Source organism: Salinispora pacifica DSM 45544 (assembly GCF_000378845.1).
GTDB lineage: Bacteria > Actinomycetota > Actinomycetes > Mycobacteriales > Micromonosporaceae > Micromonospora > Micromonospora pacifica.
Window position 1 is genome coordinate 556,268 of the sequence record NZ_KB905359.1, and the last position, 26,927, is coordinate 583,194.

Here is a 26,927-nt window from a genome sequence, read left to right on the forward strand (position 1 = left end):
ACCGGGACTGATCCGGTCAGCCGGAACAGCCGGATGTGGCCGGCCCCAACTCGCCGGCACGGTGGTGGCGTCGGCAGAGCACCTGGTAACGCACCTGGGCGGTTTCGGCCGTGTCGCCGACAACCACCTGCGCGCCCTCCCGCACCACCCGCCCGTTGACCACGCGGGCGTTGAGTAGCCCCTCCCGCCCGCACCAGCAGAGCACCTCCACCTGGATCCGGGCCACCGAGTCCGCCAACTCGAACAGCCGCCGCGCGGCCGGGAACATCCGGGACCGGAAGTCGGTCGCCAGGCCGAACGCGTAAACGTCAACATCGTCGGCGTCAACCAACTCGGCCAGCTGCTCCACCTGCTCGACCTGGTAGAAACTGGCCTCGTCACAGATCAGGTAGTCGATTCCGACGCCCTCGGCCCGCCGGCTGCGGACCAGCGCGCGCAGATCCAGCTTGGCGGTGACCTCAACCGCCTCGTGCGCCAGCCCGACCCGGGTGGTCACCCGCGGGCCCAACGACCGGTCGATGCGGGTGGTGACCAGGCCTCGCCGACCCTGCCGGGCATGGTTGTAGTTCATCTGCAACGCCATGGTGGACTTGCCGCAGTCCATCGGACCCCAGTAGAACCGCAGCGCCGCGGCGTGCAACGGACGTCCGTGCGCGCCGGCGCGCACGGACGATCCGGACACGGGGGAGAGGGGAGTTGAATCGGCGGGGGTGTGGTCGGTCACGGTCCGGCAGCCTAGCCCATCAACCCGCCGCGGCGACGGCAGCAATCGACCGGCTCACAGCACCCGCGGTGGTCGGTTCCCCGCGGCCACGATCGCCCGCCGCATCGGTACCGCCAGCAGCAGCACAAACCCGACCACGAAGAAGATCAGCAGCGAGACCAGGCCCACCCGGTATGAGTTGGTCAGCTGGAACACCAGTCCGAAGGCGAGCGGACCAAGCCAGCTGGTACCCCGGTCGCTGATCTCGTAGAAACCGTAGTACTCACCCTCCTTACCGGCGGGGATGAGCTGGCTGAACAACGACCGGCTCAACGCCTGGCTACCACCGAGCACCAGCCCGATGGCCGCGCCGAGCGCCATGAACGGCAACGGCGCCTCGGCGGGCAGCCGGAACGCGGCGATCACCACCGCGATCCACAGCACCAGGCTCAACAGGACGGTCTTCCACGCACCGATCCGCCGGGCGAGCGCGCCGAGCAGCAGCGCGCCACCGAAGGCTAGGAACTGCACCAACAGAATGGTGATGATCAGGGTGCTCTGCGTCAGCCGTAGCTCTTCGGTGCCGTACTGGGAGGACAGGGTGATGACCGTCGCGATGCCGTCGTTGTAGACCAGGAACGCCAGCAGGAAAAACAGCGTCAACGGATACGCCCGCAGCTGCCGCAGGGTACGCCCGAGCTGCCGGAAACCATCCGTGAGCACGTTGCCGCCGCCGGTCAGCGCCGCGGCGGTGGGATGCTCGCGGAGCCAGCGCAGTGGCACCAGAGTGAACGCGGCCCACCACACCCCGGCCGAAACGATCGACCAGCGGGCCAGGTCCAGGGTGCGCTGCGGGTTGCCCTCCTCGGTGAACGCGGTGACCACGGCCAGGTTGAGCGCCAGCAACAGACCCCCGCCGAGGTACCCCAGCGCCCACCCCCGGCTCGAGATGCCGTCCCGGTCGTCCGGCCCACCCAGCTGCGGCAGGAAGGAGTTGTAGACCACGATCGCGGCGCCGAAGGCGATGTTGGCGACCAGAAACAGCGCCCCGCCGAGCAGGTACCGCTCCCCGGTGACGAAGGCCATCGCGACGGTCGCACCGGCACCGACGTAGGCCGCGGCGGCGAGTAGCCGCTTCTTGTGCCGCGTCCGGTCGGCGACCGCGCCGACAACCGGCAACACGAAGACGGTGAGCAGCACCGACAGTGAGATCAGATACGGGTAGTACGACCCGACCGCGACCTTGATCCCCAGCGGGTACACGTACCCGATGCAGCTGTCCGCACCGAGCTCACAGCCGGCAGCCTGCTCCGCCACGGTGGTGAGGAACGGCCCGAGGAACACGGTGATGACGGTGGTCTGGAACGCAGAGTTCGCCCAGTCGTAGAAGTACCAACCGGTGCGTTCCCGACGGCTGCTGCGCGGGGTGAGGGGAGTGTCGTCAACGATGGGGGTGGCGGACATGTCCGGGAGCTATCCTTGAATCAGACGGCCCAGTGGCCGCGGCTGCGGTAGACGTCGCGCAGCACGCCCACGTGATCGGTCATGATGCCATCCACCCCGAGGTCCAGTAGCTCGTGCATCTCGGCGGGTTCGTCAATGGTCCAGACATGCACCTGCAGGCCGAGGCGGTGGCAGTAGGCCAGAAACCGACGGTCGGTGATTCGCAGCCGCCCGTACCGTACCGGCACCTGCGCGGCGACCACCGACTCCGGCAGCCGCACCCGCCGGCCGGTCAACGACGCCATCCGCAGTCGCGCCACCCCTCGTACGCCGAGGCTGGTGGCGATCCGGCCCTCGGTCAACGTCCGCATCCGGGCCAGCCGCGCGTCGTTGAAGGAGGCCAACAGCACCCGATCGCCGGCGCCGGCGCGCTCGACGGCGGCCACCGCCGGTTCGACGCCGGAGCCGGCCTTGACGTCGACGTTGAACCGAACCTGCGGCCAGGCGTGCAGCACCTCGTCCAGGCGGGGCACGACGGAGGCCCCGCCGACGCGCACCGTCGCCAGGTCGGCCCACCGCAGCTCGGCGATTCGCCCGGGGGAGCCGGTCACCCGGTGCAGCGTGGGGTCGTGGCAGACCACCGCGACGCCGTCGGCGGTGGCATGCACATCGGTCTCGACGTACCGGTAGCCCAGGTCGATGGCGCGGGCAAATGCCGCGGCCGTGTTCTCGTCGCCCTCGGCGGCGCCACCACGGTGGGCGAATGCCAGCGGCGCTGGTGTGTCGAGGTAGGGGCAGGGGCCGGTCAGCACGCCGAGAAGTATGCCGGCCAACCCGGTCGTCAGGTAGTGGGCGACAGCCCGAAAGTGGTGGGTGTCAGCTCCGACGGTGGGAGCGGCTGGTGTCGACCGGCCGCCCGGGATCGACGTGGCGGGGACGGTCGGGTTCGTCGGGCCGAAGCGGGGCCAGCGTCTCGGTGATCGCGTCGATGATCCGGTCGGTGGCGCGGCGGGCCGCACCGGGTGCTTCGGGCGCCAGGTCGGTGAGGTCGACCGGGGCGCCGAAGCGTACCCGGACCACCCGCCGGTGGGTGACGGTGCGGGCGAGCGCGGGGGCCAGCCCCTTCGGGGTCCGATAGGGGAGCACCTCGTGGGCGCCCCACTGCGCGACCGGGATCACGGGCACACCGCAGCGTAGGGCGAGCCGGGCGACGCCGGTTTTGCCCCGCTCGGGCCAGAGCCCCGGATCCAGGCCGATACGGCCTTCCGGATAGACCAGGATGACCGCGCCGCCGGCCAGGGCGTCGGCGGCCACCGTCATCGCCTCGGCCACGGTGCTGGCACCCCGGTCGACCCGGATGTGCCCGGCGTGCCGCATGGCGGCACCGACCAGCGGGGCGCGGAACAGCCCGCCGGTGGCCATGATCCGCGGCGCGATCCCCACCGAGTGGCAGGCGGCGGCGAGCACGATCGGGTCGAACGGGCTGATGTGGTTGGCGGCCAGCAGCAGGGGGCCGGGGCGCAGGCGCCGCGGAATCTCGTCGGCCACCTCCAGCCGGGCCAGGGCGCCGACCACGACGCGGGCGAGCGGTTGGGCGGTACGCCACAGCAGCGGCGCTCGCCATTCGGGGTGCCCAGTCTCCATCAGCGCTTCATGATCGCATGAGCGCGCACCCAGCGGACCGTTGACCCCGATGATCGAGGCCGTTGGTCCCGGGGCCTCGGGCCCCCCGCCCCTGAGAATTCTTCTACGACCGACTGTAGTATCTACTACGCTTCGTAGTAAGTCCGTAGATCTGGGGGTCACAGGTGGACGCGTTAGACGTCGCCCGTTGGCAGTTCGGTGTCACCACCGTCTACCACTTCCTGTTCGTGCCACTAACCATCGGCCTGTCCATCCTGGTCGCCATCCTGCAAACGCTGTGGCACCGCACCGGCGACGAGAAGTACCTCAAACTCACCAAGTTCTACGGCAAACTCTTCCTGATCAACTTCGCGATGGGCGTGGTCACCGGCATCGTGCAGGAATTCCAGTTCGGCATGAACTGGAGCGACTACTCCCGCTTCGTCGGCGACATCTTCGGCGCCCCCCTGGCCATCGAAGCCCTGGTCGCCTTCTTCCTCGAATCCACCTTCATCGGCCTCTGGATCTTCGGCTGGGACCGGCTACCCAAACGCCTACACCTGGCCACCATCTGGGCCGCCGCCATCGGCACCAACCTGTCGGCCTACTTCATCCTCGCCGCGAACTCATTCATGCAAAACCCCGTCGGCTACCGGATCAACCCCGACACCGGCCGCGCCGAACTGACCGACTTCGTCGCCGTCCTGACCAACAAGGTCGCCCTGATCACCTTCCCGCACACCATCGCCGGAGCCTTCCTCGTCGCCGGCTCCCTCCTCGTCGCCGTCGCCCTGTGGCACCTGATCCGCAGACCGGACTCCACGGACACCCCGGCCTACCGGTTCGCCGCCAAGTTCGGATCCTGGGTCACCCTGATCTCCGCCACCGCCGTCATGATCACCGGCGACATCCAAGGCAAGATCATGACCCAGGTCCAGCCCATGAAGATGGCCGCCGCCGAAGGCCTCTACGACACCGAGAGCCCCGCCTCCTTCTCCGTACTCACCATCGGCAGCCTCGACGGCAGCCGCGAACTCTTCGCCCTGAAGATCCCCTACCTGCTGTCCTACCTGGGCACCGGCGACCCCAACGGCACCGTGAGCGGCATCAACGACCTCCAAGCCCAATACACCGCCCAGTACGGCGCCGGCAGCTACACCCCGATCATCCCGATCACCTACTGGAGCTTCCGCCTCATGATCGGCTTCGGGCTGGCCGCCGCCGCGATCGCCCTCCTGGTGCTCTGGAGCCAACGCCGGGGCCGCACCCCCACCAGCCGCTGGCTACTCCGCGCCGGCCTGGTCATGCCCCTCCTACCCCTCGCCGCGAACTCCTTCGGCTGGATCTTCACCGAGATGGGCCGCCAGCCCTGGATCGTCTTCGGCGAAATGCTCACCCGCGACGGCGTCTCCCGCAGCGTGTCGTTGGCCGAAGTCCTCACCTCGTTCACCGCCTTCACCCTCATCTACGCCGCCCTCGCCGTCATCGAATGCAAACTCCTCATCCGCTACGCCAAGGCCGGCGTACCCGACCTGACCCCCGCCCCCGAACCCGACGACACCGACGACGCCGAGCGCCCGCTCGCCTTCGCCTACTGATCTGCGGAGCCCCCACATGGAACTCACCACCATCTGGTTCCTCCTCGTCGCCGTGCTGTTCACCGGCTACTTCATCCTCGAGGGCTTCGACTTCGGCGTCGGCATGCTCCTACCGGTCCTCGGCCGCGACGACCGCGAACGCCGCGTCCTGATCAACACCATCGGCCCGGTCTGGGACGGCAACGAGGTCTGGCTAATCACCGCCGGCGGCGCCATGTTCGCCGCCTTCCCCGAGTGGTACGCCACCCTCTTCTCCGGCTTCTACCTACCACTACTACTCATCCTGCTCGCCCTGATCGCCCGCGGCGTCGCCTTCGAATACCGCCACAAGCGCCCCGAAGCATCCTGGAAACGCCGCTGGGACCACGCCATCTTCTTCGGATCCCTGCTCCCCGCCGTCCTCTGGGGAGTCGCATTCGCCAACATCCTGCGCGGCGTACCCCTCACCGCCGACCACGAATACGCCGGCGGGTTCTTCAACCTCCTCAACCCCTACGCGCTCCTCGGCGGCCTCACCACCGCCGCCCTGTTCCTCACCCACGGCGCCGTGTTCATCGCCCTCAAAACCGTCGGTGACATCCGGGACCGGGCCGCCGCCCTCGCCATCCGCGTCGGCATCGCCACCGCCGTACTCGCCGTCGCGTTCCTCACCTGGAGCCTAACCATCCGCGCCAACACGGCCGCCATCATCCTCGCCGTCGCCGCCGCCGTGGCCCTGCTCGGCGGCCTCGCCGCCGCCTACGCCCGCCGGGAGGGCTGGGCCTTCATCGGCACCGCCGCCGCGATCGGCCTGGCCGTGGCGACCCTGTTCACCGCTCTGTTCCCGAACGTGCTGCCATCCACCCTGGACGCCGCCGGCACCCTCACCGCCACCAACGCCGCCTCCACCCCCTACACCCTGAAAATCATGACCTGGGTGGCGGTGATCTTCACCCCGATCGTGCTGGCCTACCAGGGCTGGACCTACTGGGTCTTCCGCAAGCGCATCGGCGTGGCCCACATCCCGCGACACTGACCCCACCACGCCCCACCAAAACGACGGTCGCCCGCCCCCGAAACCCGGGAGGCGGGCGACCGTCGGCACAATGCCCTCAGCCCACCTCCCGCAGCTCCGCCAGCCGCGCCTCCACCTCCGCCAACTCCGAACGCAGCTTCTCCGCCTGCTGCTCCGCCTCCGCCCGCTCCGCGGCGAGGATCTGCTCCACCGCCTCCTGCACCCCCGACACATCCACCAGACCGACCATCCGCAGCGCCTCCGCCGGCTTCACCACATACGGCTTGGCGAGCACCTTCGCCCCCTGCTGCGCCGCCACCGTCCACTCGCCCTCGCCGTACGCCAACGTCACCGTCAGCCCCGCCGGCCCCTTCGCCTTCGCCGCCTTCACCGGCTTTACCGCCCGCCGCGCCGGCTTCGCCGACTCCGCCGGCCGCGCCGAGGCATCCTCCCCGACCGCCCGCGCCGCCACCGGCGGCGTGTCCAACACGAACTCCGGCTCCGGCGCCACCACCGGCTCCGCCACCACCGGCTCCCCAGCCGGCCGCTCCGCCGACGACACCCTCCGCCCCGCCCCCCGTGGCGCCACCGCCACATCAACAGGGGAGAAGGGCAACTCGTCCCGCCCGAACCGCACCACCACGAACTCGTCGGAGACCGCCGGATCGGTCAACGCCACGACCTGACCGACCTGCCCCGCGATCTGCCCCGCCGACGCGGTGAACACCACCTTCGGTTTCCGGCCCGCGGCAACCGCCTCCCGGATACCCGCCACCTCCTCGGTGGACAAACCCTGCCCCGACATCACACCCCCTCCTCCGTACACCTGTCCGACAGCAGTACTTGATACCAGCTGCCGCCCACCCAAGGTGCGCCACCCCATCACACCCCCGGGGTAGCCTCGCCACACACCCGCCAGACCAGGGGAGAAGCACCGTTGAGTCCAGTCACCGTCATCACCGGTGGTAGCCGCGGAATCGGCGCCGCCACCGCCCGCCGCCTCGCCCGCGCCGGCCACCACATCGCCTTCTCCTACCAACGCGACCACACCGCCGCCAACACCGTCCTCGCCGAGCTACGCGCCACCGGAACCACCGCCATCGCCATCCCCGCCGACACCCGCGACCCCGACCAACTCGCCACCCTGTTCACCGCCGCCGCCGACCTCGGCGACCTCACCGGCCTGGTCAACAACGCCGGCGTCACCAGCCCCATCGGCCCCTTCGTCGACCTCGACCCCACCGACCTACGCCACGTCGTCGACGTCAACCTCATCGGCTACATCCTCGCCGCCCAACAGGCCGCCCGCCGGATGCCCGCCGGTGGCGCCATCGTCAACATCTCCTCCGCCGCCGCCACCCTCGGCTCACCCGGCGAATACGTCCACTACGCCGCCGTCAAAGCCGGCACCGACACCCTCACCCTCGGCCTGGCCAAAGAACTCGCCCCCCGCGGCATCCGCGTCAACGCCGTCGCCCCCGGCATCATCCGCACCGACATCCACATCCAATCCGGCCAGCCCGACCGAGCCGACCACGCCGCCACCCGCGTCCCACTCGGACGCGCCGGCGAACCCGACGAGGTCGCCGCCGCCATCGCCTGGCTCCTCGGACCCGACGCCAGCTACACCACCGGCACCATCCTCCGCGTCGCCGGCGGCCTCTGACCCGCCACCAACCCGACCGTCAGCAACCGGAGCCAGCACCCAGACCCAGCCAGCACACACCCGACCCAGGAGACCCGATGAGCACGGCCACCAGCCCGGCACACCAGCCAGCCGGGCCGCACGTCGCCGACAGCCACGACCTGATCCGCGTACACGGCGCCCGCGAGAACAACCTCAAAGACATCAGCGTCGACATACCCAAACGCCGACTCACGGTCTTCACCGGCGTCTCCGGCTCCGGCAAGAGCTCCCTGGTCTTCGCCACCATCGCCGCCGAGTCCCAGCGGATGATCAACGAAACCTACAGCGCGTTCGTGCAGGGGTTCATGCCCTCCCTGTCCCGACCCGAGGTCGACCTCCTCGAAGGCCTGACCACCGCCATCATCGTCGACCAAGAACGAATGGGCGCCAACCCACGCTCCACCGTCGGCACCGCCACCGACGCCAACGCCATGCTGCGCATCCTGTTCAGCCGGCTCGGCCACCCACACCTCGGCTCACCCAACGCGTACTCCTTCAACGTGCCCTCGGTGACCGCCAGCGGCGCGGTCACCCTCGAGCGCGGCGCGGCCCGCACGAAAACCGAAAAGGTCACCTTCACCCGAGTCGGCGGCATGTGCCCCCGCTGCGAGGGCATGGGCGCGGTCACCGACTTCAACCTGGCCGCCCTCTACGACGACACCCGCACCCTCAACGAAGGCGCGCTGACCATCCCCGGCTACAGCATGGAGGGCTGGTACGGCCGCATCCTGCGCGGCTGCGGCTTCTTCGACCCCGACAAGCCCATCGGCAAGTACACCCAGCAGGAGCTACACGACCTACTCCACCGGGAACCCACCAAAGTCAAGATCGACGGCATCAACCTGACCTACACCGGCCTGATCCCGGGCATCCAGAAGTCCATGCTCGCCAAGGACGTCGACTCACTCCAACCACACCTGCGCGCCTTCGTACAACGCGCCGTCACCTTCACCACCTGCCCCGAGTGCGACGGCACCCGACTGGGCATCGAAGCCCGCTCCTCAAAGATCAACGGCAGGAGCATCGCCGACCTGTGCCGCATGCAGATCAGCGACCTGGCCAGCTGGCTACGCGACCTCGACGAACCGACCGTGGCCCCACTCCTGACCGGAATACGCCACCTCCTGGACTCCTTCACCGAGATCGGCCTCGGCTACCTCTCCCTCGACCGGCCCACCGGAACCCTGTCCGGGGGAGAGGCCCAACGCACCAAAATGATCCGCCACCTCGGCTCCGCACTCACCGACGTCACCTACGTCTTCGACGAGCCCACCATCGGCCTACACCCGCACGACATCCGCCGCATGAACGACCTGCTGCTACGCCTACGAGACAAGGGCAACACCGTCCTCGTCGTCGAACACAAACCAGAAACCATCGCCATCGCCGACCACATCGTCGACCTCGGCCCCGGTGCCGGCGCCACCGGCGGCACCGTCTGCTTCGAAGGCACCCTGGACGGCCTACGCCACAGCGCCACCATCACCGGCCGACACCTGGACGACCGCGCCGCCCTGAAGCCGTCCGTACGCACACCCACCGGCACCCTGCCAATCCGGGGCGCGACAACGCACAACCTCCGCGACGTTAACGTTGACGTCCCACTCGGCGTGCTCTGTGTCCTCACCGGCGTCGCCGGCTCCGGCAAGAGCTCCCTGATCCACGGATCCGTCGCCGGCCGCGACGGCGTGATCATGATCGACCAGAGCGCCATCCGCGGCTCCCGACGCAGCAACCCAGCCACCTACACCGGCCTACTCGACCCGATCCGGAAGGCGTTCGCCAAGGCCAACGGCGTCAAACCGGCCCTGTTCAGCGCCAACTCCGAGGGCGCCTGCCCCACCTGCAACGGTGCCGGCAGCATCTACACCGAACTGGGCGTCATGGCCTCCGTCGAGTCCACCTGCGAGGAGTGCCAGGGCAAACGCTTCCAGGCCTCGGTACTCGCATACTCACTCGGCGGCCGGAACATCGCCGAAGTGCTCGCGATGCCGGTCGCCGAGGCCCGAGAGTTCTTCGGCGCGGGCGAGGCCCGCACCCCGGCCGCCCACCGGATACTTGAGCGACTCGCCGATGTCGGGCTCGGCTATCTCAGCGTCGGCCAACCGCTCACCACCCTCTCCGGCGGCGAACGACAGCGGCTGAAACTCGCCACCCAGATGGGCGACAAGGGCGAGATCTACATCCTGGACGAGCCGACCTCCGGTCTGCACCTCGCCGACGTCGAACAACTCCTCGGCCTACTCGACCGGCTGGTTGACGCCGGCCGGTCGGTCATCGTCATCGAGCACCACCAGGCGGTGATGGCCCACGCCGACTGGATCATCGACCTCGGACCCGGAGCCGGCCACGACGGCGGCCAGATCGTCTTCAACGGTACGCCGGCCGACCTGGTCACCAGCCGGAGCACCCGCACCGGCGAGCATCTCGCCGCCTACGTCCGCCCCTGAGCACCCGTCGGCGCTCGGGCGTCAGTTCGTCAGATGCTGATGGGGGACACCGCACCGGCCAACTGGTAGCCGTCGTGTGGCGGCACGAGGAATTCGAGTTGGTCATTTTGGGGGAGTAGGCGATCATGGCGCGGTGAGTAAGTACGTTGTCAACCTGGAGGTGGAGGGGGCTACCGCGCTGCCCCTGGCCCTTGTCGATCGGGGTGGCGGCGTCGTGCCCGCACTGGATAAATCCCCTGAACTCGATCCCAGGGATGTCTCCGTTGGCCCTGGTGGCCTCAGTGTTCGGGGAGACGCTCAGCGGCTGGTGTGGGAGTGCTTGCCGGGGGCAGGTGACCGTAGGGTCGTGCCCATGCTCGAGTCACAGCGCGAACCCGTGCCGTTCAACGACGACAACGAGACGGATACGGCACTGGCGTTTCTGTCCTTCAGCCGGTCCTGCGTCCTGAAAAAGCTGGAAGGGCTGGACGAGGAGAAGTTGCGACGCCGCCTGGTGGCGTCCGATACGACAATGCTCGGGCTGGTCCAGCACCTGACCGGCGCCGAGCGGTACTGGTTTGGATACACAGTGGCTGGTGACGCCCAGTACGCCGATGCCAACATGGACATGGTGGTCGCTGAGGATCAGCCTGCCGAACAGGTCATTGCCGACTACCGCGCCGCGATGACCGACAGCGACGTGCACATCCGTGCGGCTGGCGACCTTGACGTCCGTACGGCCCAGTCCGTGAACGAGGAGCCCCGTACGCTTCGCTGGGTACTGGCTCACATGACCAGCGAAACCACCCGGCACGCCGGACACGCCGACATCCTTCGCGAACTCATCGACGGCGTCACCGGCCGTTGATCGTGTGACGGCTACCAGCTGCCACAACCACTGGTCAGCCGGAACAGCTAGCCCCGAGGCGCAGCCCGCCTTCGGCAAGATCGCGAAGGCCTTGGAGCCGGGACTGATGATGGCTGCGGCCGACCATCAGTGGAACGCCTTGGTCCCACGGCCGGAATGTCCTACCGTCCGGATCTGCCGCTGACGGCCGGGCCATCGTGCTGACACCGCAGTATGCACGGCTGATCGTTCGTGGGCTCGTGATGAGGCTTCTCGGCTACTTCGACCCATCCGCCAAGATTCGATAATGTACATTATGTCAAGTAAGGTGGTTGGACGGCTCCCTCCGACGAGCGGGGGCCCCTCTCCGGCTACGCCCCAAACCCCCGGGCGGCGGGCCACGTGCAGTTGCTCGACTCCTTGGTGTTTCACCCCGCAGGGGCAGCATCGCGACCTTGGCGCGGACGGCGGCGCCATCATCCGGGCAGCCACCGAGTGGCCTACCCCCGCGCACCACCGCCGCAGTCGGTACGGCCCGGTCACCCTTCCGTCGCCCGTTCAGCCCCTGCCTTGCCGGTGGATGAGCCCAGGCGGGTCTATCGCGTCCCCAGCCCTCCGTCAGGGATTGTCGACAGCACCCCCTGCCCAAAACGCGAAGTTTCATGCATAATGTTCCTTATGCAGGATAGGTCGGGTGAAGCGGTGGCACGGCTGATCGAGGAGTTCCTGACCGATCGCGCCACCCGCAAACCTTCCCCCCACACCGTGGCGGCGTACCGGCGGGACCTGCGTACCGTGGCGAGCATCGCCGCCGAGGCGCTCGCCCCTCCCCTCCCCCTGGATAACCTGCCGTTGGCGGCGCTCCACTCCCGCACGCTGCGGTCAGCGTTCGCCCACTTTGCCGCTACCCGCTCCGCCGCGTCGGTGCATCGCGCCTGGTCTACCTGGAACAGCTTCTTCGTTTTCCTGGTGGCGGACGGGATCGTTGCCGGCAATCCGATGGCAGCGGTCGGGCGTCCGAAGGCGCCCCTACCCCGGCCCAAGCCACTGCGCGGAGCGGACACCCCAGAGCAGCTGTTGACCGCCGTGGCCCGGGTTGACGGCCGGCAGCGAGACCCCTGGCCGCAGCGGGACGTGGCGGTGTTGGCGCTGGCGCTGTGCGGCGGGCTACGGCTGGCCGAGATGTTGGCGCTTCGGGTGGCGTCCCTGGCCGGGCGGGTTGGCGAGCGGCGGCTTGATGTGGCCGGTAAGGGTGGGCGGCCACGGGTGGTGCCGGTGGAGCCGGAGGTGGACCAGGTGTTGGCGGACTACCTGAGCAGTTGTCGCCATCGATTTGGTGCCCGCAGTGTACGCCCCGACGCGCCGTTGCTGATGGATCGACGGGGTGGGCCGCTGCGCCGGGGCGGACTGCAGTATCTGGTGGACTCCTGCTTTCGGCGGGCCGGGATTGGTGACCGGGTGCCGCAGGGGGCGCGGCTGCACGCGTTGCGGCACACGTTCGCGACGCGGCTGGCGGAGGATGGTGCGAGCGCGGCGGAGATCATGCGGCTGCTGGGGCATGTGTCGCTGGCGTCATCGCAGGCATACATCGAGGTGACGGCGGGTCAACAGCGGGCCGCGGTGCGCTCGAATCGCACCCATCGGGTGCTGGCGGATTTGTTGTCGACGTGATGCGGCGGCTGGTCCCGGGCGCTGCCGGGGCCAGCCGCCGGGGTCAGGCGGGTTCGCGGTCCTGCTCGCTGAGGGCGAGGAAAGCCATCGCCGCGAGCGTCGCTCCGATGGCTTGGGCGAGTAGGTGGATCCAGATTGACGACCAGGCGAAGAGGCCGATGGCGGCGCCACCGAAGGCGACTGCCGGATTGAAGGCCGCGCCGGATATTCCACCGACCGTAACCACCCCCACCAGGACGGTTCCCCCGATTGCCAGGCCGTAGAAGGAGTTATCCGGGTGGCTGCGGCTGGTGGCGACGTTGAGCACCACGTAGGCGAGGGCGAAGGTGAAGAGGGCTTCCACCGCCAGTGCCATCCAGATCTCGCGCCCTGCCGGTGACAGCGCTGTCGGCTTTGCGTTGTCGAGGATGAGTTGGCTGGTCACCGCGCCGGCGAGACCGCCGAGGAGTTGGGCCAGGATGTACCCTCCGGCGTCGGCTCCCCTGATGCGGCCCCGGATGAGAACGGCCAGTGTTACGGCGGGGTTGAAGTGGGCCCCGGATATGTGTCCTCCGGCGTAGATCATGACCATGAGAATTCCGCCTATTGCCACGGGCGCTAGGGCGTTCATCGTGGTGACTACCAGGCCGATCGTCAGGAGCAGGAAGTATGTTCCGATGAGTTCGGTCGCGTACCGACGCATTGCCGCCTCCCTTGTCGATCTCCTCGCCGACACTACTCGTATTGATTAATGCAAATCTTACGAAGCAGTGACATGATTGAGAGATATCGTTGGATGTCGGCGTGTTGTGGACGAAGCGCTGGCGGAGGGTCGCGCGACCCGGCGGGCTCAGGTTTCGGGGTGCAACATCAGCAGGACTGCCCGGTTGTGCCGGTCGTGGCCCTGGTACTGGTGCGGGCGGTTGGCGTCGAACCGGATGGAGTCGTGCTCGGCCAGGGTGGCGGGGGCGTCGGTGGGGCCGGTGGTGATGCTTCCGTGGGTGAGGATGAGGCACTCCTGCACGCCGGGCAGGTGGGCGGGCGAGTGCTGGATGGTCTGGGCCACGTCGATGTCGTAGACCTCCACGGTGCCGCGCAGTTGGATGCGGTGGAGTAGGCGGGCGCTGACCGCGTCCCCACTGACGCGGGGTTGGGGGTCGTCGGCGCGTACGACGTCGGTGTTGGGGGTGGGCGTCTCGAGTAGCTCACCGAGCGACACCCTCAGCGCCGCGGCCAGGGCCCACAGGGTGCTGAGGGTTGGGTTGCCGTGCCCCTGCTCGATGCTGTGCAGGGTGGTCTTGCTGAGGTCGCCGGCTGCGGCCAGGTCGGCGAGGGACATGCCTGCGGTGTGTCGCAGTCGGTGCACATTCGAGCCGACCGTGCGTGCCAAATCCATGCGTACCAGTCTAGTGTTACGTTCGTTCCAGGGAAGCGAACGGAGCGGGACGTTTGAGGAGGGTCACATGACCGTCAGCCGCCTACGCGACATTCCGGGCATCGGCGTTGATCTGGTCGGCGACGCCGCGGACGCGGTAGCCGACCCGGACTTTCTTCGCCTGGAGAATCTGGACACCGATCTGAGACCACCGGCCGTGGCGGTCGCCGCGACCCGGGCCGCGATCGACGACGACGCGGCCAACAGCTACCTACCCTTCCAGGGACAGCGTTCCCTTCGCGCGGCCGCCGCAGCTCATGTGTCGCGCGTCGCGGGCCGGCGGTACGACCCTGACACCGAGTGTGTCAGCGTCGCTGGTGGACTGAACGGCATCCTGAACACGCTGCTGGCGACCGTGGAGCCGGGTCAGGAGGTGGTGCTGGTTGACCCCATCTACGCCGGTCTGGTCAACCGGGTCCGGCTTGCTGGTGGGGTGCCGCGTTTCGTGCCCGCCACGCCCACGCCGGCCGGCTGGGTGGTGGATCCGGAACACCTCGCCGGCGCGGTGGGACCCAACACCGCCGCGGTGCTGATGATGGGCCCGGCCATGCCCTCCGGGCTGGTCCTGGACGCGGAGCACTGGGCCGCGTTGTCTGCTGCCTGTGCGCGACACGATGCCTGGCTGATCTACGACGCGGCGATGGAACGGATCCGTTTCGACGGCCTTCGCCCCAGCCATCCAGCCGCTCATGATGGCCTCGCCGGGCGCACCATCACCGTCGGTTCGGCATCGAAGGAACTGCGGCTGATCGGCTGGCGGGTCGGGTGGGTCGTGGCCCCGGCCGCGATTCTCGCCGACATCAAGCTCGTCGGCATGGCCAATGTGGTCTGCCAGGTTGGGCTGGCGCAGGGGGCGGTGGCGGCCGCGCTCGACGCACCCGACGCCGAGGCTGATGTCACCGCCGCCACCCAACAGTGGCAGCGGCGCTGCGACGCGGTCCTGCAGCAGCTTTCGGATTATCCGGTTGTTCGGCCACATGGCGGCTGGTCGCTGCTCATGGACACCCGACCCCTGGGGTTGACGCCAGCCGAGCTGGCGGGGCTCTTGTTCGACCGGGCGAAGGTGGCGGCCACGGCGATGGACGGCTGGGGCCCCAGCGGAGCGCACTACCTGCGGATCGTGTTCGCCAACGAACCGGTCAGCCGGCTTACCAGCCTGGCTGACCGGTTCCGTCGGGCCATCGGATAGTCCGCGTTCGGTCACCCTCGGCCGGCTGCTGGGTGTAGAAGAAGTAGGGGACGGCTGGGTTTGGGGGTTTGCGGAGCGGGGGTCATCGTGCGGTACGGAGCGGCCCGTCCACGTCGGCCCCGGGGGGATCTGGTGCAGCGGAACGTCGCTGTCAGCGGCTACTGCTTCCCGCCGGCTACCCGTCCGGAGGTGTGGCGGGAGCACATCGCGCCGGTGGCGGCTGTTGACCCCCTCAACGATCGGCGCATCGCCGAGCTGCTCAAGGTTGAGCCTGGTACCCCGGTGATGCGCCGGTTCGGGGTCACCGGCCCCGAGGCGGAGCCGCCCTTCCAGGTCAGTACCTCCTGGATCCATCCGCGGGCAGCGAACGGGTCTGGGTCGCACTCCCCGCCCGCCGGGCCGGACGGTTGGCAACACCGGCTGGAGGTTGGAGGCCACTGGCCGATCACCTGGATGGAGATCCACCGCGCGCGGATGCCCAGTACGCGGGAGGCCGCCCTGTTGGAGATCTCGGTGGGCCTTCCGGTGCTGGAGATCATTCGGGTGGGTGTTTCTGGCGACGACGGGGAGCCGGTCGAGGTGACCGAGTGCGTGGTCGCCAGTGACCGGGTCGAGACCATCCACCTCCTGCATCGTGGTAGGTCGGCGCGGGAACCGTGGCCTGAAATGATCAACGCGCGCCCGGAGGATGACCCGCAACGGTGAGTCTGCGCATCGACGTTGCGGGGAGCTGTCACGTGGGGCTCGGTCGACGACGCAACGAGGACGCCATTCACGTGGGGCGGTGTCTGTTCGCGGTCGCCGATGGTCTCGGTAACCATGGTGCCGGCGATGTCGCCAGTACCACCGTGATCGAGGCAGTGCGGCGCTACGACCGGGCAGTGGACCCCGCGGCGCTGCCGGTGGTGCTGGGAGAGGCGGTGCAGGCCGCGAACAGTGCGGTGCGGCACCGGGTTGCCGCCGCACCGAGCCTTGCGGGCATGGGGACCACCCTGGTCGCACTGCTCAGTGCCGGTACGGCGGCCGCCCTGGCCAATGTCGGTGACTCTCGGGCCTATCTCCTGCCGGCGACGGGCCCGCAGCGGGATCGCACCATTCAGATCACCGAGGATCACCTGTACCGGAACCTGGTCGCCGGCGCCGCCGGGGTGCCCCATCTCTCCGACAAGCTGACGCGCTTTCTGGATGGCGATCCCGATGGCCGCTCATCCGACATCACCGTGTTGGCCTTGGCCTCCGGCGATCGGATCCTGCTCTGTTCAGATGGGCTCAGCTCCTACGTGTCACCTGAGCACCTGCACACGACCCTGGCGGCCGCCGCAACTCCGCAGCAGGCGGTGGACCGGTTGGTCGCTTCCGCGCTCACGCAGGGTGGCCCCGACGTGTCGGCGATCGTCCTGCACGTCCGGGACGAGAGCTAGCCTCCCGGGGCAGGTGTGGGAGGTCGCTATCGAAGGCCTTCGGGTGCTGGGACGGGGTGCTCGGCGGCCCGGCTGACCTGTTCCCAACTGGCCCAGGTGTCCATCCGGCGGCGGGAGAGGTCAAAGGCCAGATCGTAGACCGTGCCGCCGAGCAGTAGCCGCAGCGGTGGTTCGTCGCTGTCGACGAGGGTGAGCAGGGCTTCGGCGGCGAGGCGGGGGTCGCTGTCGACCGACCCGTGCGCCCACTGCGCCTGCACCTGGGCACGGAGCGGATCGTAGGCATCCGCCTCCGTGGTGGTGGTCATGTCCTGGTAGAGGTTGGTCCAGTAGCCACCGGGCTGCACGATGCTGACTTTGACATTGAAGGCGGCCGCCTCCAGCGCAAGGGCTTCACTCATGCCTTCGAGCGCGAATTTGCTCGCGCTGTACAGACCGGTGCTGGGGAAGCCGCCGAGGGCGGCGATGCTGGAGATCTGCACGATGTGGCCGGCCCGTTGGGTGCGTAGCTGCGGCAGGACGGCCTGGGAGACCCAGAGCGCGGCGAAGAGGTTCACGTCGAACTGGGTCCGCGCCTGTTCCTCGGTGAATTCCTCGATCATACCCAGGGACAGGGTGCCGGCGTTGTTGACGACGATGTCGAGGCGCCCAAAGTGTTCGATCGCGGTGGCTACGGCGGCGAAGACCGCCGTACGGTCGGTCAGGTCAAGCGGCAGCGCAAGCAGCCGTTCGCTGTGGCGCTCATCGAAGTCTTCGGCGGCGATGGTCCGGGCGGCGGCGACCACCCGGTCCCCTCGTTCGAGCGCGGCCGTGGTGAAGGCACGGCCCAGGCCGCGGCTGGCTCCGGTGATGAACCAGGTGCGGGCGGCGGTGTCGGATGGGTCGCGCATGGGTTCTCCAGTCTTCAACAGGGTGACCTACAAGACGAGACGTAACGTCTCGGTAGCGATGTTACTCCTGCTGACCCCCTCTTACAAGACGATGCGATTCGTCTCGCTAGCTATGATGTTGGGATGGCACCCAACCCCAGCCGTCGGCGGGAGAGCTCCCGGCGGGCCATTCTCACGGCCGCGTTCGACCTACTGCAGGAGGTCGGCTACGCCAAACTCACCATCGAGGGCATCGCCGCGCGCGCCGGAGTAGGAAAGCAGACCATCTATCGCTGGTGGCCCTCCAAGGGCGTCGTCATTCTCGACGCGTTCCTCATGCTCAATGAGGACGGTGCGGGTGAGCCGGTACTCCTTCCGGACACCGGCGACCTGCACGCAGACCTGACCGCGGTCCTGCGCGCCACTGTCGTGGAGCTCACCGACCCGCGCTACGACCAGCCAATGCGCGCGCTGGCCACCGAGATCACACACGACCCCGAACTGGCCGCCGCCTATGCCGAACGCCTGGACAAGCCGATGCGGCACGCCAAACGACATCGGCTGCGCAGCGCCCAACGGGCCGGCCAACTCGCCGCGGACCTCGATCTCGACGTGGCGGTGGACATCATCTGGGGGCCGGTGCTCAACCGCTGGCTACAACGAAGCGGCCCCCTCACCAGCGAGTACGCCGACAGCGTCGTCGCCGCCGCCCTCAACGGCCTTCACCCCCGCCCTCGAAATAGCCGGGTCGGGCGGACAGCCGACGGTGGGGCAGTCTAGGGCTGCACCAGTCCGTTACATCCTGGGCATCAACTACAATGGGTAGCGGTCTGGGCTCTTCCGGTAACCGCGACGGTGCCCGGCTCGCCACCACCAACGGGTGCCGACACCCGCCTCAGTCCACGTCGAACGCGGCACGCAGGGTGTCACGGTGGACGCGTACGTAGCTGATGTCCGCCTCGTAGAGGTCGGTGTGCCCGTCCGCGACGTGCTGCTGGAACGCCTCGTTGCCCCGGCTGGCCTGGTCGCGTATGAACTCGATGAGCGCCTGCAGCCGGTCCGGAACGACGTCGATGACCTCGGCGCCGGCCTGTGGCCCGTACGCGCGGCAGAAGTCGGCGACATCGAACCAGGTGATGCCGATGTGGATGCTTGTCGTCGCACCCCTCGGCGCCGCACCTTAGCCCTGGGGCCGGCCCTGTTACGGTCGGCAAATCGTCCGCCACTACCCGAAGGACAGGTTGTGGGTATCCCCGTCGTCGTTCTAACCCTGCTTCTCGCCGCGGTGATCTTGGCCGCGGCTGTCCCGAAGGTCGTCGGCCAGGCCCAGATGCGGGAGCGGATGGCCCACCTGGGGGTCTCCCCCGCCCGCACCCAGCTGATCGGCGGCCTCGAGCTCCTCGCGGTGGCGGGCCTGCTGCTGGGCCTGCTCTGGTGGCCGATCGCGGTCGCTGCCGCGGTCGGTTTGACCCTGCTGCTGATCGGGGCAGCGAGCTACCATGCCCGCGCGAAGGACCCGATCCCGGCGGTCCTGGTTCCCGTGGTGTTCGCAGTCGCCGCCGCCGTGCTGGCCGTCCTGCACGTCCTGAACGCCTGATCCCCGAAACACCGCCGGTGCCGCCCGGGTCGAACAGCTCACCCTGCCCCGACCCGGGCGGCACTCGCGGCGGGCGTCACCGTTCCGGGCAGAGCCAGCGGTCGAACCAGACGCGCGTGCGCTGTAGGACGTCGAGTTGGTGGGCGCGCTCGCGGATGGCGTGCCCCTCCCTCGGATAGATCACGAACTCGTGCTCAACGCCGAAGTGGCGTAGCGCCCGATGGAGATACACCGCCTGGCCGAGCGGGACGTTGGTGTCCTCGGCGCCGTGCATTATCAGCACCGGAGTGCGGATGCGGCTGGCGAAGGAGATCGGGCTGACAGCGTCATGTGGGTGCGGTCCGATGCCGGACCAGCCGGTGCTGCCGCCGAGTGCGGCTTCGAACTGGCCGTTCTCCCCGGTCGCGGCGAGCATGCCCCAGTCGGTGACGCCGGCGCCGACCAGTGCGGCGCGGAACCGGTCGGTCTGGCCGACAGCCCAGGCGGACATGAAGCCGCCGTGGCTCGACCCGGCGATGCCCAGCCGATCGGGGTCGGCGACGCCCCGGGCGACGAGCAGGTCGATGCCGGTCAGAATGTCGGTCCACTCCTCCTGGCCCACCCGGCCCGCCACGCGGGCGGCGAACTGGTGACCGTGGCCCTGACCACCACGCGGGTTGGGCAGAAACACCGCATAGCCGGCGGTGGCCAACCATTGGCCGCTGGGGAACCAGAACAACTGGCAGCGGTCGGCGTGCCGGTCGTACGGTCCCCCGTGCACGATCGTGACCAGCGGGAACGGCCCCTCAGCTGCGGTCTTTCCCACCGGGAGTACGAGCAGACCGTCCAGGGCGAGACCATCGGCGGCGTGGTAGGTCAGTGGTTGCTGCGTGCCGAGCGGGATCCCGGCCAGTTCCGGACGGGTGTCGGTGATTCTTCGCAGCGGCCCGGCCACCGACCCGAAGTGAACGTTGGTGAGTTGATACCGGCTGCCGGTCAGCGCGGCGACCTCCGCGCCGGTACGGGTGGCGGTGAGGCCATCGAGACGTCCCCGGTGCTGCGACAGGGGTGTGAGTTTGTGGGGGTCGAGCCGGGCCAGGGTGGTGTTCAGTCCGTCGGCGAACACCACCAGCGCGGCGGCGTCGGTTTGGCACAGTTCGGTGGGGCACATCGACAGCCCGGCGGTGCGGTTCCGCAGGACACGATCGTCCAGGGCAAGGTCGAACACGGCGCTACCGGCCTGTAGGCCCGGTGGGGTGAGGGCAAGGTAGCCGAGGTGCCAACCGTCCTCCGCCGGCCACCACGCCAGTGAACGCGCGTCGGCGGCGACCGGCCCAAGGTCCTCCGCGGTTCCGGAGCGGTAGTCGAACAGGTGCAGTCGGGCGGTGCGGGGACCGTAGTCGTTGTCGGCGCTGGCTTGGGTGAGCACGGCGAGCGGGCCGCCGTCCGGTCGTTGGCGCAGTTCGACGACGTGCCGATCGCCGAACACGTTCGGCGTGCTGACCTGGCCGGTGTCGAGGTTGAGCAGTCGCAACCTGGTCTGCGGCTCCCGCACCCCGACGACGACAGCGTCGTCGCGGTCCCGGGCGCGGCGCTCGTCCTCCTCGGTGGGTTCATCCCGCGCGAGCAGAGCGACCTGGTCGCGGTCGGCGAGGGGCAGATGATCGGTGATACCGGCCCGCCAGCCGGTCAACCCGGTCACGATGCCGTCAGCGAGGGTGAGCCGGTACAACTGCGGGACACCGCGCTCGACACGGTCGGACAGGAAGAACAGCGTGCCCGAGTCCGTGGACCAGCGCGGCAGGGACTCCGTCGCGATATCCGCGGTCACCCGGCGTGCCGCACCGCTACCGTCAACGTCGACCAGCCACAACTCGGTGTCGAGGTGGTCGCCGACTCGGCTGGTGGGAACCAGCACGTAACACACCATGCGGCCATCAGGGGCGAGAACCGGGCTCTGGGGAGCACAACCATCCACCACGAGTTCGGCGGTCAGAGCTGTCATGTGAGCATCTTGCCGCCTGGGTCGTAGCGGGCCAGCACGCGGCGTACGACGTCTGGGCGGCCTGACCGACCAGGACAGTGCTGCCTATCGATCGGGATGTCGGCTCCTCATGACCACCCCGACGATCGGCGTCCCCGTGGCTACAGTGGCCGGATGACCGATTCGATCGATGTGGGTCAGGTCAGCGACGACCGGCAGGCGTTGCTGGCGGCCGCGGCGGCACGGATGCCGAACGCCAGGCTGGTCACAATCACCGCGGGTCATTATGTGCACCGAGACCAGCCGGCCAGGTTCCTGGAAGCGGTCGTACCGTCCCTGCCGCAAGGCAGCACAACCTCACTCTGACGACCGATGGGCTCGGAGGCCATGATCCATGGATGTCGAGGAGTACACGCGAGCACTCGCCGCGGCGAACCGACACGGGTGGGCGTTCCTGGCCGCGTACGGCATCACTTGGCTTGTCGCCGCCATGGCGTGGGCGAGGGCAAGTCCGCGGACCGCCGCCATCGTCACGCTCTTCCAGGGCATGGTCGCGCTGCCGGTGGCCCTGGCGATGACGCTCCTGACCCCCGGGCCGCCCCCGCCCCACCATGCCGCCCTCGACTCGCTGTCGGTGACGATGGCCACCGGTCAGCTGCTTGGCCTTCCGGTCGTCATCCTTCTGGTCCTGAGTAGGCAGTACACCTTGGTGCCGCTGGGCCTGGTCATCCTGCTGGTCGTGCATTTCGCGCCCTACTCGTGGCTCTACGGAACCCCGCTCTACATCGTGCTGGGTGCTGCGATCTCGCTCGCCGCCGCGCTCGTCAGCCACCGCGCCGAGCGCGTCGGCGGCCCCGGCCCGATCGTCGGTGCGCACCGAACATGCTTGTCGAGCGGGCTCCTCCTGCTGAGCGGGGCCGCGGTCGCACTGGCTCTCTGACTCGGTGGGCGGGGCTGCCCGGTTCGGGCGACCGCCAGCTACCACCGGATCCGTTGTCCAGCTGCTACGAGTTAGCATTGCCGCCGTGATCGAGGACTTCGCGGCTCGGCTCCTTTCTGAGATGGCTGACCTTGATCCCTGCGCGGCGGTCGTCGAGGCGGGTGAGCAGGATGTCGACGGGCTCACCGACTACGGCCCGGAGGGGCACCAGACCCGCGCCGACCTCTCAGCCCACGCCCTGCGCGAGCTCAAGACCTTGGGTGCCGCCCTGCCCATCGCGACCCCGCTGCACGCCCACCTCGTCGAACGGCTGCAAACGCGGGTCGCCCTGCACGACGCCGGGGAGGACCTGCGCGAACTGCACGCGGCGGCCACCGGTCCACTCCAGCTCATCCGCCAGGCCGTCGAGGCCGCGGTTCCCGGCCACGGCGCCGAGAGGGCGGCCTTCGAGGAGGGTTGGGCTCGGGTCAGCGCGCGCCTGGCCGCGATCCCCGCCGCCCTGGACGGGTACGCCCGCAGCCTCTTACTCGCCGCGGAGCGCGGCAACCTGCCGGCACGGCGTCAGGTGGAGCTCGTCATCCAACGCTGCCGCAGCTGGATCGACCACGATATTGCCCTGGTTGACCGCTACGGCGCAGGGCCTCAGCGGACGTCGTTGCAGGCCGCAGCGACGGCCGCGCGGACGGCGTACCAGAAGCTGGCCGAGTTACTGACCGCGGACCTGGCACCGCGCGCCGTCGCGGAGGAGGCGTTCGGTCAGCAGCGGTACGCGCTCTGGGTGCGCACCTTCCTCGCGGCCCAGCCCGATCTGCGCGAGCTGTACGACTGGGGCTGGGACGAGTTCCGAACGGTAGAGGCAGAGCTGATCGCGGAAGCGAAGGCCCTGGGCGGGAGTATGCCCGAGGTGCTTGCCGAGTTCGCCGGCCCCGACGCGCCCGGCACGCTGCACAGCAGGGAGGCGTTCGGCGCGTGGCTGCAGGAGCTGTTGGAGGCGGCCATGGAGCGGCTGGACGGCGTGCACTTCGACATTCCGGCCCCGCTGCGTCGGATCGAGTCGCGGTTGACCACGTCGTCCGGCGTCGCCTACATCGGGCCGTCGCGGGACCTGGCGCGGCCTGGCCGGGTCTGGTGGTCCCTACCGGAGGACGCGACGACTTTCCCGACCTGGATCGCCTACAGCACCGCCTATCACGAGGGTGTCCCCGGCCATCATCTTCACCTCGGCTCCGAGGTGTTACGGGGAGGTCTCGGGCAGCGGCTGAACCTGCTCGGGGGCCTCTCCGCCGGTCAGGAGGGTTGGGCCCTCTACGCGGAGCGGTTCATGGACGAACTCGGGCTCTACGAACAACCGGGTGCGCGGCTGGGACATCTGTTCATGCAGCTCCTGCGAGCGGCCCGGGTGGTGCTCGACATCGGCCTGCACCTGCGGCTGCCGGCGCCGTTCGGTGATCGATCAGTGTGGACGCCGGATGCCGCGCTGGCCCTGCTGCGCGACCGCTGTCACCAGGGGCCGTACGCCCTGGCCGAGCTCGGGCGATACCTGGGCCGGCCCGGACAGGCACTGGCCTACAAGGCGGGCGAGCGGGCGTGGCTGACCGGCCGCTCGTCCTTCCCCGGTGACCGGCGCGCGTTCCACCGGCGCGCGCTGGAGCTGGGTTCGCTGGGCCTGGACCAGTTGACCGCCGCCCTCCGGCAGGTTGACCACACGCCGCCGGGCCGGCCATCATCGGCAAGCCCCGAGACCGGGCCCGCAAGCCGCACCACACCCCGGAGTTGACCGCAGCCCTCCGGATACCGCGTGGTTGCGGGCGGCGGATCAGCCACCTGACGGAGGGTATGCATGCCCTGGTACGTCATTCGCACCGACCCCGCCACCGGACGCACCACGGCGCCCGCAGCCGTCACCGCGAAAGGCGGAGCTCAGTGAACCGGCCGGTCTGGCTGCTCGACGTCGACGGCGTACTCAACGCCACCCGGCCCGGCTGGAGCGCCGCACCCCGCAACGGCACCGCCTACGGCGGCGGCCATCCGTACCGGCTGCGCTGGGCGCCGGCCCTGATCACCCGCATCCGGGCCCTGCACCAGGCTGGAAGCGTCACCCTGCGCTGGTGCTCGACCTGGTGCGCCGACGCCGACCAGGTCGAGCGCCTCTTCGCCCTGCCGCCGCTGGAACGCTCCTGGACCGGCCCGATCAGTCACAGCGCGGCACCCGCAGCCAAACTCGCCGCCGCGCACGCCGTCCTAGACCAGGGACACCGGCTGATCTGGACCGACGACGACGCCGTGCCTACCAACGGACCGGTACACGACGAACTCGTCGCGACCGGCCGCGCTCTGCTGATCGCACCTCTAGCCAACCGTGGTTTGCAGCCTGAACACCTCGACACGATCGAGGCCTTCCTGTCGGACACCGATGTGCCGGACACCGGTTACGCTGACGCTTTGGAGGCGGCCCGTCGGCTGCTCGGCGACACCGCATGAGTCGCCAGCGCAGCGGACGATCACCAGTCTCGCCAGGAGTCAGTCAGCTCTGCCCGGCTGAGGCCGCGCGCCCGGCGGTAAGGGCAGCAACATCCACGCCGGCGTTCGTCAGAACAGCGTCGATGTACTCGGCGAGCTCTTCCCGCTCCCCGGTCTCGATGGCGCCTGACTCTCATCGGCAGCGTTCAACCCCAGCACAACTCGCTCAACGGCTGCCCAGACCGCTTCGTCCACCGTCCGGTCCAGGGCCGCAGCGTCATGCTCGTACACGGGGGTGTTGGTAAGAACGACGACACCAAGGGCCAAATAGTTGATTTTCACGGGCCAACCGGGGAGACACCCCCGGGCACGGCCCCCTGAAACAAGCCGCGGCAATGCCGCACCCGCGGCGAGCGCACAGGCTGCTTCAGCCCTGGCCGCCCGGGACGGTCCGTGCGACCGGTCGCACCGCAAAAACGCGCACGCGAGCGGCGAACGCGCCAACCCACAAGACGTGCCAACCTCGGCGGTACTGTCCGGGGCCGACCGGCCAGCCTCTGCTGTCGATCGGCACGTGATCCAGCGGCTCGCCGTAGCTTCGGGAGTCCCGGGCTTTCACGGCGCGTTCTGCTACTACTACTACACAGCTGGGCGGGATTTTCCCGACGGCGTTGGAAGACGCTGCAACGGTGGCTGCGGCATCCTGCGAGCGGTTCGGTGCTCGCGCCTGGATGGACATAGGCCGAGGCGTAATTTCCTCGGAATATAGGCGCGCACCGATCGGAGGTTAGGGACAATGCAGGGAATCTGTCAGCGGGCAAGTCGTAGCGTTCGAGCACACCGGGCGGGTCGGGCCGTTGCCGGGTGGTTCTGCCTCGCCCTAGCTGTGACGCTCTCACAATCGGCCGGTGTGTCGCCCGCGGTAGCGCAGAACGAGCCAGCAGTAGCCTCTGATGCGTCGGACACCGTCCTCGCCTGGGGTGACAACAAAGACGGCGAGCTAGGCGACGGGACCACTACGGACAGCAGCACGCCCGTAGCCGTCGACCTGCCCGCGGACACCACGGTCACCGCCATCGCCGCCGGCAACGATCACAGTCTGGCGGTCACCTCCTCCGGTACCGCCCTTGCCTGGGGCGACAACCGTTTTGGCCAGCTGGGCGACGAGAGCACCACGGACAGCATCACACCCGTCAAGGTCAGCCTGCCGGTGGGCACCACCGTCACTGCCATCGCCGCCGGTGACGACCACAGTTACGCGCTCACCTCCTCCGGTACCGCCCTTGCCTGGGGCGACAACGACCGGGGCGAGCTGGGCGACGGGACCACCACCCGCAGCAGCACACCGGTCCCCGTCAGCCTGCCGGCGGGCACCACGGTCACCGCCATCGCCGGCGGCATCGGCCATGGCCTGGCGGTGACGTCCACCGGCACCGTCCTCGCCTGGGGCCTAAACTCCGACGGCCAGTTGGGCGACGGAACCACCACCGACAGCAGCACGCCCGTAGCCGTCGACCTGCCCGCGGACACCACGGTCACCGCCATCGCCGCCGGCAACGACCACAGTCTGGCGGTGACGTCCGCCGGCACCGTCCTTGCCTGGGGCAGCAACTCCGACGGCCGGTTGGGCGACGGAACCACCACCGACAGCAACACACCTGTCGAGGTCAGCCTGCCCGCAGGCACCACGGTCACCGCCATCGCCGCCGGCGCAAGTCATAGTCTGGCCGTGACCTCCGCCGGCACCGTCCTCGCCTGGGGCAGCAACTCCGACGGCCGGTTGGGCGACGGAACCACCACCGACAGCAACACACCTGTCGAGGTCAGCCTGCCCGCAGGCACCACGGTCACCGCCATCGCCGCCGGCGCCGCCCACAGCATGGCTCTGGTCGCACCACCGCCGGGCTCCACCGCACCACCGCCGGGCTCCACCGCACCACCCGATCTGCCCACAACCGGCAGCGCCAGCCTGCCCATCACCCTTACCACCGCTATCCTGCTCATCTTCACCGGCGCCACCTTCATCTACCTCGCCCACCAACACCGATCGACCCGCCGCCTACGCTGAGGCAGCCCAAAGCG

General features: G+C 69.0%; 25 protein-coding genes. 16 read left to right on the forward strand and 9 right to left on the reverse strand.

Annotated features, from left to right (window positions below; translation table 11 throughout):
- Positions 1-16 precede the first annotated feature (16 nt).
- The 4 genes from SALPAC3_RS0102505 to SALPAC3_RS0102520 all read right to left on the reverse strand — a co-directional run bounded on the left by SALPAC3_RS0102505 (position 17) and on the right by SALPAC3_RS0102520 (position 3,790).
- Positions 17-724, reverse strand: a complete 708-nt coding sequence (locus SALPAC3_RS0102505) for a thymidine kinase (protein ID WP_080635109.1) — start codon at positions 722-724, stop codon at positions 17-19.
- Between the two features lie 54 nt (positions 725-778).
- Positions 779-2,167 (reverse strand): MFS transporter, encoded by a 1,389-nt coding sequence (locus SALPAC3_RS0102510; protein WP_018219694.1) that lies wholly within the window; start codon positions 2,165-2,167, stop codon positions 779-781.
- 20 nt (positions 2,168-2,187) lie between these two features.
- A complete protein-coding gene (locus SALPAC3_RS0102515) occupies positions 2,188-2,958 on the reverse strand; it encodes a glycerophosphodiester phosphodiesterase family protein (protein ID WP_018219695.1) in 771 nt (256 codons plus the stop codon).
- 64 nt (positions 2,959-3,022) lie between these two features.
- Positions 3,023-3,790 (reverse strand): lysophospholipid acyltransferase family protein, encoded by a 768-nt coding sequence (locus SALPAC3_RS0102520; protein ID WP_018219696.1) that lies wholly within the window; start codon positions 3,788-3,790, stop codon positions 3,023-3,025.
- Between the two features lie 164 nt (positions 3,791-3,954).
- Here SALPAC3_RS0102520 and SALPAC3_RS0102525 point away from each other — a divergent pair, with 164 nt between their 5' ends.
- A complete protein-coding gene (locus SALPAC3_RS0102525; RefSeq protein WP_018219697.1) occupies positions 3,955-5,367 on the forward strand; it encodes a cytochrome ubiquinol oxidase subunit I in 1,413 nt (470 codons plus the stop codon).
- A gap of 16 nt (positions 5,368-5,383) precedes the next feature.
- Positions 5,384-6,382, forward strand: a complete 999-nt coding sequence (gene cydB, locus SALPAC3_RS0102530; protein ID WP_018219698.1) for a cytochrome d ubiquinol oxidase subunit II — start codon at positions 5,384-5,386, stop codon at positions 6,380-6,382.
- Positions 6,383-6,458: 76 nt separating this feature from the next.
- Here the strand turns inward: cydB and SALPAC3_RS0102535 are convergent, their stop codons facing one another.
- The gene (locus tag SALPAC3_RS0102535) at positions 6,459-7,166 is read right to left on the reverse strand and encodes a hypothetical protein (RefSeq protein ID WP_018219699.1); all 708 of its coding nucleotides are present in this window, start codon (positions 7,164-7,166) and stop codon (positions 6,459-6,461) included.
- Between the two features lie 132 nt (positions 7,167-7,298).
- On the opposite strand from SALPAC3_RS0102535, the gene SALPAC3_RS0102540 reads away from it, so the two are divergent.
- The 4 genes from SALPAC3_RS0102540 to SALPAC3_RS0102555 all read left to right on the forward strand — a co-directional run bounded on the left by SALPAC3_RS0102540 (position 7,299) and on the right by SALPAC3_RS0102555 (position 12,995).
- The gene (locus SALPAC3_RS0102540) at positions 7,299-8,027 is read left to right on the forward strand and encodes an SDR family oxidoreductase (RefSeq protein WP_018219700.1); all 729 of its coding nucleotides are present in this window, start codon (positions 7,299-7,301) and stop codon (positions 8,025-8,027) included.
- A 77-nt stretch (positions 8,028-8,104) separates the two neighbouring features.
- Positions 8,105-10,498, forward strand: coding sequence for an ATP-binding cassette domain-containing protein (locus SALPAC3_RS0102545; protein ID WP_018219701.1), 2,394 nt, complete (start codon positions 8,105-8,107; stop codon positions 10,496-10,498).
- Positions 10,499-10,850: 352 nt separating this feature from the next.
- Positions 10,851-11,345 (forward strand): DinB family protein, encoded by a 495-nt coding sequence (locus SALPAC3_RS0102550; protein ID WP_018219702.1) that lies wholly within the window; start codon positions 10,851-10,853, stop codon positions 11,343-11,345.
- Positions 11,346-12,002: 657 nt separating this feature from the next.
- Positions 12,003-12,995 (forward strand): tyrosine-type recombinase/integrase, encoded by a 993-nt coding sequence (locus SALPAC3_RS0102555; protein ID WP_026185167.1) that lies wholly within the window; start codon positions 12,003-12,005, stop codon positions 12,993-12,995.
- Positions 12,996-13,038: 43 nt separating this feature from the next.
- On the opposite strand, the gene SALPAC3_RS0102560 is transcribed toward SALPAC3_RS0102555, so the two are convergent.
- Both SALPAC3_RS0102560 and SALPAC3_RS0102565 read right to left on the reverse strand, forming a co-directional pair.
- A complete protein-coding gene (locus tag SALPAC3_RS0102560) occupies positions 13,039-13,677 on the reverse strand; it encodes an MIP/aquaporin family protein (RefSeq protein WP_018219704.1) in 639 nt (212 codons plus the stop codon).
- A gap of 147 nt (positions 13,678-13,824) precedes the next feature.
- Entirely contained in the window at positions 13,825-14,370 is a 546-nt protein-coding gene (locus SALPAC3_RS0102565; RefSeq protein WP_018219705.1) for an XRE family transcriptional regulator, read from the reverse strand.
- Positions 14,371-14,437: 67 nt separating this feature from the next.
- On the opposite strand from SALPAC3_RS0102565, the gene SALPAC3_RS0102570 reads away from it, so the two are divergent.
- The 3 genes from SALPAC3_RS0102570 to SALPAC3_RS0102580 all read left to right on the forward strand — a co-directional run bounded on the left by SALPAC3_RS0102570 (position 14,438) and on the right by SALPAC3_RS0102580 (position 17,019).
- Positions 14,438-15,598, forward strand: a complete 1,161-nt coding sequence (locus SALPAC3_RS0102570) for a pyridoxal phosphate-dependent aminotransferase (RefSeq protein WP_018219706.1) — start codon at positions 14,438-14,440, stop codon at positions 15,596-15,598.
- A gap of 132 nt (positions 15,599-15,730) precedes the next feature.
- Positions 15,731-16,303: a UTRA domain-containing protein gene (locus SALPAC3_RS0102575; RefSeq protein WP_018219707.1), complete on the forward strand. Its 573-nt coding sequence runs from the start codon at positions 15,731-15,733 to the stop codon at positions 16,301-16,303.
- Complete coding sequence (locus SALPAC3_RS0102580; RefSeq protein WP_026185169.1) at positions 16,300-17,019, forward strand: PP2C family protein-serine/threonine phosphatase; 720 nt, start codon at positions 16,300-16,302, stop codon at positions 17,017-17,019. The genes SALPAC3_RS0102575 and SALPAC3_RS0102580 overlap by 4 nt, the downstream gene beginning before the upstream one ends.
- Positions 17,020-17,045: 26 nt before the next feature.
- Here SALPAC3_RS0102580 and SALPAC3_RS0102585 read toward each other — a convergent pair whose 3' ends face one another.
- Positions 17,046-17,906, reverse strand: coding sequence for an SDR family NAD(P)-dependent oxidoreductase (locus SALPAC3_RS0102585; protein WP_018219709.1), 861 nt, complete (start codon positions 17,904-17,906; stop codon positions 17,046-17,048).
- Positions 17,907-18,029: 123 nt separating this feature from the next.
- Between SALPAC3_RS0102585 and SALPAC3_RS0102590 the strand changes: the two genes are divergently transcribed.
- The gene (locus SALPAC3_RS0102590; RefSeq protein WP_018219710.1) at positions 18,030-18,665 is read left to right on the forward strand and encodes a TetR/AcrR family transcriptional regulator; all 636 of its coding nucleotides are present in this window, start codon (positions 18,030-18,032) and stop codon (positions 18,663-18,665) included.
- 463 nt (positions 18,666-19,128) lie between these two features.
- On the forward strand, positions 19,129-19,482 hold the full coding sequence (locus SALPAC3_RS0102595; protein WP_026185170.1) for a DoxX family protein: 354 nt from the start codon (positions 19,129-19,131) through the stop codon (positions 19,480-19,482).
- Between the two features lie 76 nt (positions 19,483-19,558).
- Here the strand turns inward: SALPAC3_RS0102595 and SALPAC3_RS0102600 are convergent, their stop codons facing one another.
- Entirely contained in the window at positions 19,559-21,466 is a 1,908-nt protein-coding gene (locus SALPAC3_RS0102600) for a S9 family peptidase (protein WP_026185171.1), read from the reverse strand.
- Positions 21,467-21,619: 153 nt separating this feature from the next.
- On the opposite strand from SALPAC3_RS0102600, the gene SALPAC3_RS0102605 reads away from it, so the two are divergent.
- From SALPAC3_RS0102605 to SALPAC3_RS0102625, 5 genes are all read left to right on the forward strand, one after another.
- A complete protein-coding gene (locus SALPAC3_RS0102605) occupies positions 21,620-21,811 on the forward strand; it encodes a hypothetical protein (protein ID WP_018219713.1) in 192 nt (63 codons plus the stop codon).
- Between the two features lie 28 nt (positions 21,812-21,839).
- On the forward strand, positions 21,840-22,385 hold the full coding sequence (locus tag SALPAC3_RS0102610; protein ID WP_018219714.1) for a DUF7010 family protein: 546 nt from the start codon (positions 21,840-21,842) through the stop codon (positions 22,383-22,385).
- 85 nt (positions 22,386-22,470) lie between these two features.
- Positions 22,471-24,162 carry a DUF885 domain-containing protein gene (locus SALPAC3_RS0102615; protein WP_018219715.1) on the forward strand — a complete coding sequence of 564 codons (1,692 nt, stop codon included), beginning with the start codon at positions 22,471-22,473 and terminating at the stop codon, positions 24,160-24,162.
- 146 nt (positions 24,163-24,308) lie between these two features.
- A complete protein-coding gene (locus SALPAC3_RS0102620; RefSeq protein WP_018219716.1) occupies positions 24,309-24,866 on the forward strand; it encodes a hypothetical protein in 558 nt (185 codons plus the stop codon).
- A gap of 775 nt (positions 24,867-25,641) precedes the next feature.
- A complete protein-coding gene (locus SALPAC3_RS0102625; RefSeq protein ID WP_080635110.1) occupies positions 25,642-26,913 on the forward strand; it encodes an RCC1 domain-containing protein in 1,272 nt (423 codons plus the stop codon).
- Positions 26,914-26,927: the final 14 nt, after the last annotated feature.

Bases quoted from the DNA above. Each gene is read 5' to 3' on its own strand.
- SALPAC3_RS0102565 (WP_018219705.1), bottom strand. From the start codon at position 14,370: ATGGATTTGGCACGCACGGTCGGCTCGAATGTGCACCGACTGCGACAC.
- SALPAC3_RS0102600 (WP_026185171.1), bottom strand. From the start codon at position 21,466: ATGACAGCTCTGACCGCCGAACTCGTGGTGGATGGTTGTGCTCCCCAG.
- SALPAC3_RS0102510 (WP_018219694.1), bottom strand. From the start codon at position 2,167: ATGTCCGCCACCCCCATCGTTGACGACACTCCCCTCACCCCGCGCAGC.
- SALPAC3_RS0102610 (WP_018219714.1), top strand. From the start codon at position 21,840: ATGGATGTCGAGGAGTACACGCGAGCACTCGCCGCGGCGAACCGACAC.
- SALPAC3_RS0102570 (WP_018219706.1), top strand. From the start codon at position 14,438: ATGACCGTCAGCCGCCTACGCGACATTCCGGGCATCGGCGTTGATCTG.
- cydB (WP_018219698.1), top strand. From the start codon at position 5,384: ATGGAACTCACCACCATCTGGTTCCTCCTCGTCGCCGTGCTGTTCACC.
- SALPAC3_RS0102550 (WP_018219702.1), top strand. From the start codon at position 10,851: ATGCTCGAGTCACAGCGCGAACCCGTGCCGTTCAACGACGACAACGAG.
- SALPAC3_RS0102590 (WP_018219710.1), top strand. From the start codon at position 18,030: ATGGCACCCAACCCCAGCCGTCGGCGGGAGAGCTCCCGGCGGGCCATT.
- SALPAC3_RS0102555 (WP_026185167.1), top strand. From the start codon at position 12,003: ATGCAGGATAGGTCGGGTGAAGCGGTGGCACGGCTGATCGAGGAGTTC.
- SALPAC3_RS0102535 (WP_018219699.1), bottom strand. From the start codon at position 7,166: ATGTCGGGGCAGGGTTTGTCCACCGAGGAGGTGGCGGGTATCCGGGAG.
- SALPAC3_RS0102625 (WP_080635110.1), top strand. From the start codon at position 25,642: ATGCAGGGAATCTGTCAGCGGGCAAGTCGTAGCGTTCGAGCACACCGG.
- SALPAC3_RS0102520 (WP_018219696.1), bottom strand. From the start codon at position 3,790: ATGGAGACTGGGCACCCCGAATGGCGAGCGCCGCTGCTGTGGCGTACC.
- SALPAC3_RS0102560 (WP_018219704.1), bottom strand. From the start codon at position 13,677: ATGCGTCGGTACGCGACCGAACTCATCGGAACATACTTCCTGCTCCTG.
- SALPAC3_RS0102585 (WP_018219709.1), bottom strand. From the start codon at position 17,906: ATGCGCGACCCATCCGACACCGCCGCCCGCACCTGGTTCATCACCGGA.
- SALPAC3_RS0102605 (WP_018219713.1), top strand. From the start codon at position 21,620: ATGACCGATTCGATCGATGTGGGTCAGGTCAGCGACGACCGGCAGGCG.
- SALPAC3_RS0102545 (WP_018219701.1), top strand. From the start codon at position 8,105: ATGAGCACGGCCACCAGCCCGGCACACCAGCCAGCCGGGCCGCACGTC.